Raw genomic sequence first — 14351 nt, 5'->3', positions numbered from 1 at the left:
TGTTGTCCGTAACAAAAGCTTGTCAGCCGTCACAAGCCACGTTCCCCTGCCTTTTTGTTCATCTATCTTTGGACTTTCAACTCGGGGACCCATGAAGCCAATCAAGACCACTACCTCAATCATCATAGCTTTTTGCGTGATCAATCTGATTATGCATTTGCTTGCAGATTATCATTCCGGATTTCAGGGGGATGAGTTGCTGCACATCGCTACAGGTAACCATCCAGCCATCGGCTATATGGAGTTTCCCCCAATGATTGGCTGGCTGGCCTGCATCCAGAATCAGTTTGGATCGAGCTCGGTATTTGTGCACCACATTTTTAGTCACATCGCCACCCTATTGATTTTAGTACTTGTAGGATTATCTACCGTTGAGCTTGGCGGAAAGTCCAAAGCAGTTTTTTTGGCGCTGCTCTGTATCATGATATCCCCCGGATTTGACAGGTCGCACCAACTATTTCAGCCCGTAGTATTCAGCGAGCTTTTTTGGGTATTGTCCTTTTACCTGCTGACAAGGTTTATCAAAGTACCCGACAACAAAAATTTATTTTGGCTAACGCTGTCTCTGGCGTTTGGCTTTTTAACAAAGTATGATATCGTCTTTTTTATCGCAGGAACTTGCAGTCTTTTCTTTTTCAAAAGCACACAAAAAATATTGCTTAGTAAACAGGTGTGGAAGTTTATCTTACTGTTCGCTATTATTGTGGCTCCAAATTTATGTTGGCAATATCTGCATAACTTCCCCATGTTCCAGATGTTCTCCCGCCTGTATGAAACGCAACTCGATAAGTTGAACGTGGGCAGCGTTATCGTAATGTTAATCATAGACCTTAATCCCTTTACACTGCTCCTATGGCTGCCCGGATTATTCTATATGTTTATGAGCAAATCCCTGGCAACATACAGACCTCTGGCGGTATGCGTAGCCATATCGATATTGGTTCTGGCATTGGCAAAAGGGAAGCATTATTACTTTTTCTCAGACATTATCTTTCTGATCATTTTTGGCAGTATCTGGTTTGAACAAAAGGTGTTGGCCTGGCAAAAATGGCTACTATATCCAGTCAGCATTTTGTTTATTGCAACAGGATTATTCCTAATGCCATGGGGGTTAATGGTCTTGCCCCTGAACAACTTTATCCATGTTTACAGGCTAGATAAGAGAAAAAGTAAGTTCGGGATCCCTGATGAATATTATACAGAAAGCAAGTGGGTAAAGACTATGCGTGCACTGAAAGCTGTGCATGACAGTTTACCCGCACAACAAAAACAAGGATGTCTGATCTGGGGTAAACATTACAGTCAGGCTGGAGCGGTAAATTTATTCGGCAGCGCGTATGGTTTACCAAAAGCATTTTCTTATCATGGTAGTTTTTACTCGTGGGCACCAACGGGGCCAATACCAGAAACAGTTATCGCATTTACCAATGGCGAAGCAGATGTTGAATTCTTCAAATCATTTTTCAGCTCCGTTGTCGCGGTAAATAAAGTATATAATCCTTATGCAGGTTTTGACGAAGACAGGTATCAGACAATTTTTATCTGCACAAAGCCTAAACAAAGTTTTGAGGGCCTACATCAGATTTTCAAGACAAGGGTTTTCGAGTAATGGTTTAAACTGATGCTTTTTATTTGCCCATTATCTTTAGTTTCGCTTCACTGGGCTCGTCGAAGGCATTGCTGTTCTCCAAAACCATCTGCATTATATCCATCTCTTCTCCCCGCACGGTCGAACTAAAAAGCTGGGCGCGCTGCAACATCCGGATATAAGCATCTGGTATGTGTTGTTTACTAAACTGTTTTAGGGCTCCCATATAATCCTCTCTGTAAACTGTTGGAATAATAATTTTTGCTTCAGCTTTAGCGCTTAACTCTGCATTCATCATTACCCTCGCAATTCTACCGTTACCATCAAGAAAGGGGTGTACTTCACTTACCATAAACATCATAAAGATGGCTTTTGCCATTGGATCATTTAGGTTTTTATAGTAGTCAAACCCTCTTATCAACGTACCACGCACTAATTTATAGTCAACAAAAAAAGTATTTCCAGCACGGTTGTTCTGATCTTTAAACTCCCCTGGTTTTTTTGATGGTCTTGCAGATAATAATATCTGATGCCGGTACTGAAGGATATCAATCAGTTGTTGAGGCGTTTCGGGAGTAATCTGCATCTCCTTTCGATTACTAAGAATTTTGTAAGTTCCCAATACATCATGAGAATCTGCATCTCTATTTGGCATTGGCTGCTGAGTCTCGATTATCCGTTTCGCATCTTCAATTCCAAATTCTGTTCCTTCAATATAATTGGAGAAATATGCATCAAAAAATGCAAAATTCCGGAAAGCTTTCACAGAAAGATTTGGGTCTGGAACTGGTGTAAACTCCTTTTGTTTGAGCTCAACAAATAGATTAATAAATAATTCATTCCGTTTAGCATCATAAGGTATACCTTGTGCTCTAGCCCTGGAACCTGGAGAAGTTAATTGAACTGCGCTGTTGGTGCGCAACATTGCCCCAATCAATTTATTGAGATGGACAAACTCCTTTTCCAAACCGATAATGGTAGAAATTTCTTTTGCCTGATCTCTCAGTAAATTTAAGCCATCTTCTCCTTTTGCATTAATTACCTTTTCCAGGATATCTTCAATTTCAGGAAGTGTTAAAGTCTTAGATTGAGGACCCGGCTTCCGTGTCTCCTGCATGTTTTCCAGCAGTGCCCTTGCTTGTTGGGACACGAAAAGCCCCGCGGTGAACGCATTATCACCAGCTAGCGCTTTTGGCCCCTCCATAATATTTAATGTCACGCCAGGAAGCTTGATCTTTCGGTGATGAGAATTCGTTAGAAAAAGGTCACCTGAGGATGTTGGTCTGAATTCAAGAGCACTTCTATGACTTAACAGGACGCCTGGATACAGCGTTCCTATAATCAAGAATATATTTCGTTTGATAATATCTTCTGCGGCATCTTCCAGATTGCTTGTGAAAATTTTAGGTGCCAACTTCTTCAATGCACCTTTTTTGACCAACGCATTTATCTTTCTGCTCTCCTCAGGAACGCTGGAAGAGAAAAGGATTTCATGAAGGTGTAATGGTAGCTTGCTTTTCATTTGCTTCTTAATTTGAGCTGTCAACACAAATTTTTCACGCTAAGTTATCCATTCGTGGGTATAAAACACAAATTTTTCACGCTAACTCGGCAAAAAACACAAATTTTTCACGCTAACTCAAGAAAGCGAGTCAGGATAATGATCTTCTATATTTCAAATGAAAATAAAAATTGGCACTAATGAGTAAATGATGTAACATTTATTTTCAGTTTGACGGTAATTTCAACATCCCTATCCTTTAATTCACTAGCTGGGATATAAGCGGGCCAATACCCTATAAACCAAACAACCAAATATGCCACTTGCTTATTGTTTTTGGAATAGTAAGTAATTTTAGCCAATCCATCTTTATCAGTTAAAACAGACCATAGCGCGTTTTTCTTTTTATCGGTGAAGCCGTAAAAAGCTACCTGAGAAGATCCCGAACCTGAATCCAGTATCCGAATACTTACACTTGATGATTTAGCCTGATATCCTTTATCTATCAATATATATTGAGAGACAGAATCCACTAAAAATGTGGTATGAATTTTTTTATCGTTAGCAACGATATTAGATAACGACTTTGTTTTCCCACTAAATTGGCTGAAAAACAAACTAAAGAGTACACATAACATCATAATCGATCCCATTTTGATCTGCTACCAACTACATTCTCCGGGCGGTAGCTACTAGCATTACAAGGCAATCACATAATTACCCTTTTTTTTGATATAGTGGTCATCAAGAGTAATCAATGCCAACAGCATTAAAATACATTTTTAATGCACTGCCTGTTCATTTTGCCATTTTAATTTAACTGTAATTTCGACATCCCTATCCTTTAACTTAACCAAAGGAATATATGCTGGCGAGTAATTTAAAAAATAGACCACAAGATAGGCGGCTTCCTTACTATTTCTTGAAAAGTACGTTATCGTGGCCGAACCCTGCTTATCCGTAACACATTGCCACAACTTTCGCTTACTTCTGTCAGCGAATCCAAAAAACGCCATTTGCGTATCATTAGATCCAAATTCAAATACATGAAGTTTAATCTCAGAGATATCCGGTTTGTAACCCTTGTCTAAAATAATAAATTCAGAAGTCGTATCTACGGTCATTACAGATGAAATGCTTTCAAAGTTAAGTGTCAGCAAATATGTTTTAGTTTTAGCATTTGATTTAATAGAAGTTGAAATAAGAACAAATAAGATGAAAATAAATTTCTGCATAAACGTGACTTTATAAACTATAAAAACTGAGTTTGGTATTTATTAGCACTTTGGGATCGAGCCTTTCGGCATACTACTATTGTTGAAAGCGTCCCTCTGATTTTACTTAATCCATTCCTGCTCCCATTTTACTGACTTTTTAAAAGACTTACGCATTTTTATTCCGCCAAGTCTTGGATTTAAGCTTGTGCTCGGGTTGACGAATCAATTAAAACTGTCTCAGAAAAACCAGCATATTGCCCGGCCTGAAGAATTGAGATTGCGAAAATTCATTACAAGTTAGTTAACTTATGCCAATATAATTATATTTAAAAATTAATACAAATTGACAAAACTATTCCTGCCGATAACTTTACGATGATCCGTAAAATAAGTGAAACAGAATTTAATAAAGCGCATTCTTTATGTGATGCCATTGTACATTTATAGCTCCCGCCAAACCGAAGGCTATCTGCCTGAGGACTGCCTAAGACTTTAAATACATTGTCAACCGACTGTCCAGATTAAAATATATGAAACGACGCATTACCATAAATATACTACTATCATTTGTCCTTGTTCCGATAATAATGGCAGCCAGGGATTACTACTTCATTGTAATACTTAAAGACCACAGCTTTTTTTACGGTACCTTTTGGGAATATGAAACTTTAGAATTATTAATCACCCTTCTGATAACGCCGCTATTTTGGCTAATCTTCTTCATGCTTCCTTACAACCTGATCATTCTTAAGAAAGAGAAAAAACGACGGCTGAGGTTTTATGAAAAGGTACTATACTTTGAATTACTCCTAATGATCGCCTGGTTCCTACTGGGCGTCATTGAAAATTTGTGGAGCCACCCTTTCTGGAAAAATCTGAATGCAGTCTTTTATTTTCTACCGTTTAGCATACTGTTCGCAGGGTTAGTTCATCTTTTTGTAGACCGGAAAGAACACAGTTCTACCATGCAAAAGCTCAATGCCCCATTAGCCCAATAATCAAGTAAGCGTTAAAGGTAATTTTATGAAAAGACGTATTATCGTAAACATTATACTATCATTTATTCTCTTTCCAATCTTATTCTCTATCAAAGATTATTACCTGATAGAGATTCTTCATGATCAAACTTATTTCTACGGTACTTTCTGGGAATATGTTGGCGCAACACTGCTAAGCCGTTTCATAGCAGGCCCTATAATTTGGCTTCTTTTTGTAATGCTTCCTTATAATCTAATTATAACTAAAAAAGCAAAAAAAAGTTCGCTAAAGTTTTATCAAAAGGTATTATTTTTTGAATTGATTTTAACATTACTCTGGTGCCTAATCGGTACTTTTATTAATTTATGGGCTAATCCTTACTGGAAAAATCTTGAAATGCTACTCTATTTTTTTCCGTTAAGTATACTGTTCGCAGGGTTAGTTCATCTTTTTGTAGACCGGAAAGAGGCAAGACATCCATCAGAGTAAATAATTCAACATTTATATTCAGTAGATTTTAGCACAAGTCCGATAGATTTGCTTAACTGCATCTTGCGCCATATCTGGAACTTTGTACTATAAAATCAACATATGAAAATTGTAGTAACAGGCTCCTTAGGACATATCAGTAAACCACTTGTAGAACGTTTACTTGAAAGCAATCATACCGTAACAGTAATCAGCAGTGATCCCGGTAAAATAGCAATCATTGAAGACATGGGGGCTACTGCGGCTATCGGCTCGGTGCAGGATGCAGACTTTTTAGCAACAGCATTTACAGGAGCAGATGCGGTGTACACAATGGTGCCCCCTGTAAGCTATATGGAACCAGGCTTGGACCCAATAAAACACTTTAGCCAGATCGGTAACAACTATGCATCGGCAGTCACACAAGCCGGCATTAAGCGGGTAGTAAACTTAAGCAGTTGGGGTGCCCATCGTGATAGTGGAACAGGCGGGATTGTTGGTACCTACTATCTGGAGCATATCCTGAACGGCCTCCCCGAATCTGTAAGCATCACACACATCCGCCCGGCATCATTTTATTATAACCTGTTTAGCTTTATCCCAGCAATTAAATACACAGGTAAGATCTCAGCGGCTTATGGAGCCGGCGACCGCACTGTACTGGTGGCTCCCGAAGATATCGCTGTTGCAGTAGCTGACGAACTTGAAAATACCGCAGGTAGCCGCAGCATAAGATACGTTGCCAGCGATGAGCTAACCTGCAATGAAGTAGCCCAAATTTTAGGTGAAGCCATCGGTAAACCAGACCTGCACTGGGACTTAATTTCAGCAGAGCAGGCACAACAAAGTCTGGAAGCGGCAGGGCTGCCCCCAACTTCAGCTGCACTATTGGTCGAATTGCAAACCGGGCATCATAATGGATTTATCTCGGAAGACTACTACAAACACAGGCCAGAATTAGGCAAAGTTAAACTAACCGACTTTGCTAAAGAATTTGCACTGGCCTATCAAAAACAGGTATCTTAGAACAATGGCTGATCAACCGCAAACTATTAAAAGCATCACTGAGTTTCACCGGCTCCGGGGACTACCTGGGCCGGTGCATCCGCTTGTAAGCGTAGTTCGTTTTGAAGACATGAAATATAACAGCAAACATCCGCAAAGCTGGGTGCTCGACTTCTACTCCATCGCCCTCAAAAGTAATTTTAAAGCTAAGCTTAAATACGGCCACCAGGTCTATGATTTCGATGAGGGCATCATGACGTTCATGGCTCCCGGACAAAAGATAGGCATTGAGTATAACCCGGATCAACCCGTAGATCATTCTGGCTGGCTCCTGATCTTCCATCCAGACTTTTTATGGGGCACACCGATGGCGAAAAGTATCAGGCAATATGAATTCTTTGACTATGCTGTGCACGAAGCACTATTCCTTTCTGCCGAGGAAGAAGAACTTTTAAACGGAATCATGGCTAATATAGGTGATGAATACCGGCGAAGCATTGACCCCTTTACGCAAAACATCATCATCGGCCAGTTGGAAGTTTTGCTGTCCTATGCACAGCGCTTTTACCAGCGACAATTTTTAACACGCAAAATCAGCAACCATGATGTGCTTATGCGATTGGAAACGTTTCTTGACGCATGCTTTCATGACCAGCAGCTCAATCGTAATGGAATCCCTACGGTATTGTCTGTTGCAGAAGCGCTGCACATATCACCTAACTACCTGAGTAATCTCCTAAAAACGCTAACCGGCCAAAGTACTCAGCAACACATTCAGGATAAGCTGATCAATAAGGCCAAGGAAATGTTATCTACCAAGAGCCTTTCCATAAGTGAAGTAGCGTATGCACTGGGGTTCAACTATCCGCAATCTTTCAGCAAACTGTTTAAAAGCAAAACACAGGTTTCCCCGGCAGAATTCAGACAGCAAATGACTAATAGTTAAAGCGCAATGACGCCTAATCTCCAAGGTGCAACTTAAACTTTCAGAGCTATTGTATAGTAAGGATTAATTTATATTCATGGTAAAGTTTTTTGCTTTCTATAAAACATAATTTTATATTGCTGCAAATTAATCCGTCTCAGTGAACATAAACACTTTTAGCTTCCGGCGATCAGCCACAATAGCAAACACGCAGCACATCAGCCTCATAATCAGAAAAAGCCAGAGCGCTGAGTTTAATTCAGGTAATCTAAAGAAATACTCTTTTTTGGTGCTTTTTATAGCGATATGCCTAACAGGCTGTAGCGTAGATCCTGAAAACACAGGATGGACTGTAAAAGATTCTTTAAGCTGTAAGGAAATTTTGGGGAGCTATATGTTTATTCAGAACCAGTACCGAGCAAGCAGGAACAAAGTATCTCCAGCAGATAGTTTGATCTTGAAAATTTCTGATCCAACTTTAAGCACAAGAGGTGGATATGTGTACCGTGGAAAGTATCAGCTTACTAACAATAATAATCGAAAAGATAGTATAATTAAAGTTGGATCCTGGAGGTACATTACCACATTTGTTGGCCATGGTAAATATTCTAATTCAATAGCTTTTGATGGTCTAAAACCTGATTCGATCAACATTAACTTTGTCTTTAGTCGACGGGCCGGTGGTGCACTTTACATTACTGGTTATGAAGAAAATGAAGAATCTGCCGAAGTATTTAAGTTCAAGAAAATCAATTAATCAACCCCCCCAGTTGACCAAACCAACTGGGGGTTATTCATTGCTATACAATTGGTCAGGTAAACGAAGCAAGTTTGATGCGAAACTTACCGCACCAGTTTTTTCAGATAATAGTCACTCCCCTCGGCCTTCATCTCATTCAGGAAATCATTATAAGTATAGACTTTTTTAGTACTTTTCTTTTTCGCATTCAGATAGTCGGCATAATAGCCAAAGCCGCCAGCCATGATGTAGTTGTAAAAGGTCTCCGCTTTGTTATTCACCACATGCAGGTCACTAGACACCGTATGTTCACCATTATAGACCGTTGTTGAATTTACTTCCAGGAAATACGTAATCCCATTAAGCTCCCAGATCCTGAAACTCATGTCAGGATCTTTATAGTAATAGAAAGTCTTGCCTAATTTGGCTTCCAGTACCTTAACCAATTTTTCAGTTTCTGCAGTTGTTTTAATGCCTAAACGGTAAGCTTCTATCTGCTTTGTTTTTTGATCGATGAAGAACTTTACTCCATTCGCCAAGTACGAAGTTGTCGGGCTGTTATCTATGCTCCCGTACAACGATTTTCCACCAAAATATAAAGCTTCTTTTTCCAGCGAACTATATTGACTCAGGTTAGCCACCAGAAACTTGTCGTCCTCGAGTTTAAATTTCGAGGTAATGGAACTTTCGGGAACCGGCAGCTTTAATGTTGCCAGATCAAAGTTCTGAGAATGGCAGGATTGAATGATTAAATTCAACAGGACAATTCCTGCGATTTTTAGGGAGGTAAGCGGTTTGTTTTTGGTCATCGGTTTATATTTGATTTGCGTTTTTACTGCTCACAACTTGGTCATCATTCTTCTGCAGCTACAGGAAAAGCAGTGCAAAACTCAAGCCAATCCCAGATGATCAAGTATACGTTAGCAAGCTTTAAAAGGATGACGGAATCCATCCTGGGCTTCCTCGCCCGGGCTACAAGCACATCGCCAACAACTAAAATTAAAAAACACTTGTTCTTATCATCAGTATGCATATTTTTATCGGCGAAAAAAGAAAGCTATGTTAGTGATAAACAGTTTTGAAGAATATCAATCGCATCTAGGCAAAGATTTAGGTGTTTCTGAATGGCACAGGATTACCCAGGATCAGATCAATCAATTTGCAGATGCAACGCTAGACCATCAGTGGATTCATGTTGACAAGGAAAAAGCGGAACTTGAAGGACCGTTTAAGGCAACAATCGCGCATGGATATCTTACCTTATCTTTAATCCCATATTTGTGGAAGCAGATTGCTGACGTACGCAATATCAAGATGGAAATAAACTACGGAATCGAGCATTTTAAATTTGGGCAGGCAGTCTTGGTAGATAGCGAGGTGCAGCTAAAAGCTAAGTTGCTCTCCATTGTAAATCTTCGTGGCACAACTAAAGTAGTTATAGAATCAACATTAATGATCAAGGGCTATGCGAAACCCGCTTATACTGGAGAAGTGATTTTCTTATATCATTTCATATAAAGGTCCAGACATAAAAGAGCTCCTCCCCAAAATTCAATTGTGGCTTACTGTTTGCGCATATCAATGAAAAACTTATGCTGAGCTACTTTAAATTTATCGCAAAACTTCTAGCCTTCACCCTGATAGGCCTCAGCCTGCAAAATAACCAGGCTTTTGCCCAACACATTCAGGCTAACAATGCCAAAGAAAAAAAAGTGCTGTTACATATTGCGGCTTTGCCGGAGGTACAAAAACGTTCCAGGGAAATTAAACGGCTTAGCAAGGGCAAGACCGATATCACGTTAAGGATTAGTGCAGATCCCGAACTGGAGATACCCTATTATCAAGTGAACGTAAATGACGGCGCGCCAACTTACAACAACCACTACCAGTTTGCCGTAGATCCAAAGACCTATCAGGTGTTCTTTTATGACGCAGTAAGCAACCGTCAGTACACGCTGGCCGAATGGCGAAAAAGTAAAATGTACAAATAGCGGAGTCCTGTATCAGATTACTGCTCTATCACCACACCATTAATGGAGATTTCCTTACACATGATCGCGATTGACGTGGCACCATACGCTTCATTGTAAGAATTAGTTGAGAACTGATCTCCGAAACTATACAAACTCGCATTAGTGAACTTGATGGTGCGGGTTGGGTTTTTACCATACGTGTCTACAATGGTAATAGTACCATCAAAACGCGTTTGTTTCTTCGAAAAAACTTTAAGTAAATCATCACTAATCTTCTTAGCATCCATCGTCAGATAACATCCGCCAGGATAAATGGCAGCTGATTTATTTTTCGCTGTATCTGAAACTGCATTGGCAACAGGAGCCTCGTCATAACTGCGGGAAAGGGACGTACTCACCGAATTCAAATCTGTAACGATCGTCTTTCCGCCGGAGTTGATGGTGAGTTGGAGCTTTGTACGGTTCTCATCAGATTGGGCGTAGATTTTATTGAACAACGAAACGGACAGGATTAATGCCAGGGCGAGCGCAAGTGATTTTTTCATAGTGATGTCTTTTAGATTGATCACGCTATTAACAACGATCAGATCGCATTGTTCGGAGACTGTTAATTTAACTACAGCAACATTGAAACAAAAAATACAATTTACCCGTTAGCCTATAAGGTTATCATTGAAGAACAATTCTTATGAAATATATCTTAATCCTTGCATCGTTATTCATTTTCAAACCGCAAGTTCAGGCCCAAATCAAACCTGTACGCACAGGCTCCCACTCATTTACGATCCAATGGATCAGTTTTAATAATGATAATCCGGGAAGCGTAAATATCAAATTAATTGGTGATGATGAATACAGCATTGAAGGCGCGCAGCGTGATGCAAAAACCAAAGAATATGTGACCATTAAAGGAACATTCCTTAATAAAGGGCGCACACTCAAATTCAACGGGAATATTGTATCTAAAATTAATTCCATCAACGGTGGCAAGCCCTGCGAACGTACAGGCTTGCAGATTTTCAAGGCATCAGGTGTAAGGAAATACTGGCGACTGCAGCAGATGCTGAATTGCGATGGTCAGATTACAGACTACATCGATATTTTCTTTTAAAGGCTCATCCAGCATTAGATCAAAATCAATTCAATCCCCGAAAGCTAACCGGTGTTTTTCCGGTCTTTTGTTTAAACAGTTTATTGAAATATTGCGGGTAATCGAAACCCAGTGCATAGGCAATTTCACTAACCGCTTTATCAGTGCCCAGCAATAAGTTCTTGGCCTCCTCTATTAAGTAAAAATGAATATGGTCCTGAGCATTTTTGCCAGTCTCCTTTTTGAGCAGGTCGCTCAGGTAACCAGGTGATAAAAACACCTGCTCTGCCAGCTCTTTGACGGTGGGTAGGTGTTTCTCCTTACCATGATCAAAATAACCCCTCAAAATCTTGTCTACCTGCATCACCACTCCGTTATTGGAACTTTTGCGGGTGATGAACTGCCGACTGTAAAAGCGAGTACAATAATTCAGCAGCTGTTCAATTTGCGAAACGATGATGTGCTGACTATGCTCGTCTATGTTTTCATTTAATTCTGCCTCGATGGCAGCTACACACTGTTTCAGGATCTGGTTTTCCTTATCCGACAAGTGTAGCGATTCTGCAACTTCGTAAGTAAAGAAATTAAAGTCCTTCATTCTTTCAAACAGTGGCGTTGCCCGGATCAGGTCAGGGTGGAAAACCAAACCCCATCCGGATATCACTGCACTGGAATCAAAATCATTCTCTAGTTCCAAAACCTGGTTAGGTGCCATACAGATCAGGCTGCCATTTTGAAAGTCGACCACCTTACGCCCATACTTAATGTTGTTGCGGTTATAGCTCTTACAGATCAAGGAATAAAAATCGCATGACAGCAGGGTTGTTTCAGTTACGTCTTCCTGAACCTTTCCAAAATCTATTACCGCCACCAGCGGATGTTGCACAGGCTGATCCAGTTGGAAGAACCGAAAAACATCTGCAATGGTTTTTAAGTGGACGAACATACTCATTACCGTAAATATAGCTTAAATCCCAAACAGTGTTTTCATACCGCCCATAAAAGTAGCATCGTCCTGCTGCGCGTGTTGTGCAATAATTGCCTTAGCATCATCACCTGCAGTATAACGTAACTGCTGTTTACCGTCTGTAGCAGCCTCAAAGATCACCTCCGCAACAACACTTGCTGGCGAAGCATCTTTAAAAAACTGAGGCATGCCGATCAATACCTGCTGGGTGATATGCTGGTATTCGACCATGCTTTCATCATTGCTGAAATCAAGAGAACGCCCACCAAAATCTGTTGCAATAGCTCCAGGTTCAACGATTTTAACCTGCGCACCAAACTGTTCAACTTCGAAGCTTAAGGCTTCAGAAATCCCTTCAACCGCGAACTTGGTTCCATGGTATAAAGTACCTAAAGGGAAAGTCATTTTACCGCCAATAGAAGATATATTGATGATAATCCCACTTTTATTTTTGCGGAAATGCGGCAATACGGCTTTAGTTACATCAATTAACCCGATCACGTTGGTATTGAACTGGCGGATGATCTGTTCCCTGCTGAAAGACTCCAATACGCCATAAGCACCATAACCCGCATTGTTGAGCAATACATCCAGCTTACCAAATTTGTTGATGCCCTGATCAATGGCATTTTGAATAGATTCCAGATCCAATACATCCAGTCTGGTTACCAGCAACTGATCAGAATTGACAAAAGTTGTTTCCTCTGGCTTACGCATGGTAGCGATAACATTCCAGCCTTTATTTAAAAATAATTGTGCAGTTGCTGCACCTATACCGCTGCTTGCTCCTGTGATTAATATTGTGTTTTTCATTTCGTTTTCTTTATAATTCAAAGGTCTCCCGAAAAGACGAGGGTCGAGCCATACAAATTCAGGATGTTTGTATGCTTTTTCCGGATTTTTGTCCCTTTGGCTACAAGATCAGGTCATCTGGCTAAATTTCCTGAGCAAAGCTTCCAGACTTTTGTATACATCAAATTGAGCACATTATGAAAGTTGTATTAACAGGTTCCCTGGGGAACATCGGCAGGCCATTGGTCAAGGATCTGGTAGCCAAAGGACATACCGTTACCGTAATCAGCAGCAATACAGCAAGAACAGCCGAAATAGAAAGCTTAGGCGGCAGCGCAGCAATCGGCACCATGCAAGACACCCCATTCCTGACCCAGGTATTTACAGGCGCGGATATCGTTTACCTGATGGAAACCATGGAAGCAGTGGGAGATATGTTTGATCCTGCGGTAGATTTTATTGGTGAGATCAGTCAGATTGGCGAGAACTATAAATCCGCAGTTCAAAACAGTGCCGTCAAAAATGTGATCCACCTGAGCAGTATCAGTGCGCATACCAACCAGGGAAATGGGATCCTGCTTTTCCATTACCATGTGGAGCAATCACTCAGGTCATTACCCGCAGATGTGAACATCAAATTTATCAGACCGGTAGGTTTTTTCAGCAACCTATTTTCCTTTATCAGGGAGATCAAAAGCAAAGGCACCATTACCTCCAATTACGGAGGCGATCAAAAAGAGCCCTGGGTGTCGCCGTTGGATATTGCTGCGGTAATTGCCGAAGAGGTTGACTTACCTTTTAACGGAAAAACCGTACGTTATGTGGCCAGCGATGTAGTATCGCCAAATGAGATTGCCGCAGTTTTAGGGCAGGCCATTGGCAAACCCGATCTGCCATGGAATGTGATCTCAGACGAGCAATTGCTCAACCGCTGGCTGGAGATTGGTTTTAACCCGCAGGTGGCACTGGGTTTTGTAGAAATGCAGGCCAATCAGGGAACGGGCGAACTTTACGAAGACTATAAAAGGCAGATACCAGAACTGGGCAAGGTAAAATTGAAAGATTTTGCAGAAGAGTTTGCAGCTGCATACCACGAAGCGTAGCTTTA

The 14351-nt window shown here is 40.6% G+C and carries 17 protein-coding genes; 10 read left to right on the top strand and 7 right to left on the bottom strand.

What is annotated here, in order from left to right; genetic code table 11:
• Positions 1-91 precede the first annotated feature (91 nt).
• Positions 92-1609 (top strand): ArnT family glycosyltransferase, encoded by a 1518-nt coding sequence (locus tag CLV32_RS11650; protein WP_133555701.1) that lies wholly within the window; start codon positions 92-94, stop codon positions 1607-1609.
• A 19-nt stretch (positions 1610-1628) separates the two neighbouring features.
• Here CLV32_RS11650 and CLV32_RS11645 read toward each other — a convergent pair whose 3' ends face one another.
• The 3 genes from CLV32_RS11645 to CLV32_RS11635 all read right to left on the bottom strand — a co-directional run bounded on the left by CLV32_RS11645 (position 1629) and on the right by CLV32_RS11635 (position 4324).
• The gene (locus CLV32_RS11645; protein ID WP_133555699.1) at positions 1629-3110 is read right to left on the bottom strand and encodes a Fic family protein; all 1482 of its coding nucleotides are present in this window, start codon (positions 3108-3110) and stop codon (positions 1629-1631) included.
• Between the two features lie 176 nt (positions 3111-3286).
• The gene (locus CLV32_RS11640; RefSeq protein WP_133555697.1) at positions 3287-3730 is read right to left on the bottom strand and encodes a hypothetical protein; all 444 of its coding nucleotides are present in this window, start codon (positions 3728-3730) and stop codon (positions 3287-3289) included.
• A gap of 141 nt (positions 3731-3871) precedes the next feature.
• Positions 3872-4324: a hypothetical protein gene (locus CLV32_RS11635; protein ID WP_133555695.1), complete on the bottom strand. Its 453-nt coding sequence runs from the start codon at positions 4322-4324 to the stop codon at positions 3872-3874.
• Between the two features lie 512 nt (positions 4325-4836).
• Here CLV32_RS11635 and CLV32_RS11630 point away from each other — a divergent pair.
• The 5 genes from CLV32_RS11630 (at position 4837) to CLV32_RS11610 (ending at position 8439) form a co-directional block, all read left to right on the top strand.
• Complete coding sequence (locus tag CLV32_RS11630) at positions 4837-5304, top strand: hypothetical protein (protein ID WP_133555693.1); 468 nt, start codon at positions 4837-4839, stop codon at positions 5302-5304.
• Positions 5305-5329: 25 nt separating this feature from the next.
• Complete coding sequence (locus CLV32_RS11625) at positions 5330-5773, top strand: hypothetical protein (protein ID WP_133555691.1); 444 nt, start codon at positions 5330-5332, stop codon at positions 5771-5773.
• A gap of 102 nt (positions 5774-5875) precedes the next feature.
• Positions 5876-6778 (top strand): NmrA family NAD(P)-binding protein, encoded by a 903-nt coding sequence (locus tag CLV32_RS11620; protein WP_133555689.1) that lies wholly within the window; start codon positions 5876-5878, stop codon positions 6776-6778.
• Between the two features lie 4 nt (positions 6779-6782).
• A complete protein-coding gene (locus CLV32_RS11615; protein WP_133555687.1) occupies positions 6783-7703 on the top strand; it encodes a helix-turn-helix domain-containing protein in 921 nt (306 codons plus the stop codon).
• A 139-nt stretch (positions 7704-7842) separates the two neighbouring features.
• Complete coding sequence (locus CLV32_RS11610; protein ID WP_133555685.1) at positions 7843-8439, top strand: hypothetical protein; 597 nt, start codon at positions 7843-7845, stop codon at positions 8437-8439.
• Positions 8440-8525: 86 nt separating this feature from the next.
• On the opposite strand, the gene CLV32_RS11605 is transcribed toward CLV32_RS11610, so the two are convergent.
• A complete protein-coding gene (locus CLV32_RS11605) occupies positions 8526-9230 on the bottom strand; it encodes a hypothetical protein (protein WP_133555684.1) in 705 nt (234 codons plus the stop codon).
• 250 nt (positions 9231-9480) lie between these two features.
• Here CLV32_RS11605 and CLV32_RS11600 point away from each other — a divergent pair, with 250 nt between their 5' ends.
• Complete coding sequence (locus CLV32_RS11600; protein ID WP_133555682.1) at positions 9481-9939, top strand: MaoC family dehydratase; 459 nt, start codon at positions 9481-9483, stop codon at positions 9937-9939.
• Positions 9940-10013: 74 nt separating this feature from the next.
• Positions 10014-10412: a hypothetical protein gene (locus tag CLV32_RS11595; RefSeq protein WP_133555680.1), complete on the top strand. Its 399-nt coding sequence runs from the start codon at positions 10014-10016 to the stop codon at positions 10410-10412.
• 17 nt (positions 10413-10429) lie between these two features.
• Here CLV32_RS11595 and tssD read toward each other — a convergent pair whose 3' ends face one another.
• Complete coding sequence (gene tssD / locus CLV32_RS11590) at positions 10430-10939, bottom strand: type VI secretion system tube protein TssD (RefSeq protein WP_133555678.1); 510 nt, start codon at positions 10937-10939, stop codon at positions 10430-10432.
• 143 nt (positions 10940-11082) lie between these two features.
• Between tssD and CLV32_RS11585 the strand changes: the two genes are divergently transcribed.
• Complete coding sequence (locus CLV32_RS11585; protein WP_133555676.1) at positions 11083-11505, top strand: hypothetical protein; 423 nt, start codon at positions 11083-11085, stop codon at positions 11503-11505.
• A 25-nt stretch (positions 11506-11530) separates the two neighbouring features.
• Here the strand turns inward: CLV32_RS11585 and CLV32_RS11580 are convergent, their stop codons facing one another.
• Both CLV32_RS11580 and CLV32_RS11575 read right to left on the bottom strand, forming a co-directional pair.
• Entirely contained in the window at positions 11531-12436 is a 906-nt protein-coding gene (locus tag CLV32_RS11580; protein WP_133555674.1) for a helix-turn-helix domain-containing protein, read from the bottom strand.
• A gap of 15 nt (positions 12437-12451) precedes the next feature.
• On the bottom strand, positions 12452-13264 hold the full coding sequence (locus CLV32_RS11575) for an SDR family oxidoreductase (protein ID WP_133555672.1): 813 nt from the start codon (positions 13262-13264) through the stop codon (positions 12452-12454).
• Positions 13265-13440: 176 nt separating this feature from the next.
• Between CLV32_RS11575 and CLV32_RS11570 the strand changes: the two genes are divergently transcribed.
• Complete coding sequence (locus tag CLV32_RS11570) at positions 13441-14346, top strand: NmrA family NAD(P)-binding protein (RefSeq protein ID WP_133555670.1); 906 nt, start codon at positions 13441-13443, stop codon at positions 14344-14346.
• Positions 14347-14351: the final 5 nt, after the last annotated feature.

Source organism: Pedobacter duraquae, assembly GCF_004362245.1.
GTDB classification, from domain to species: domain Bacteria; phylum Bacteroidota; class Bacteroidia; order Sphingobacteriales; family Sphingobacteriaceae; genus Pedobacter; species Pedobacter duraquae.
The sequence above is the reverse complement of the archived record's forward strand: the minus strand, read 5'-3'. Positions and strand labels throughout refer to the sequence as shown.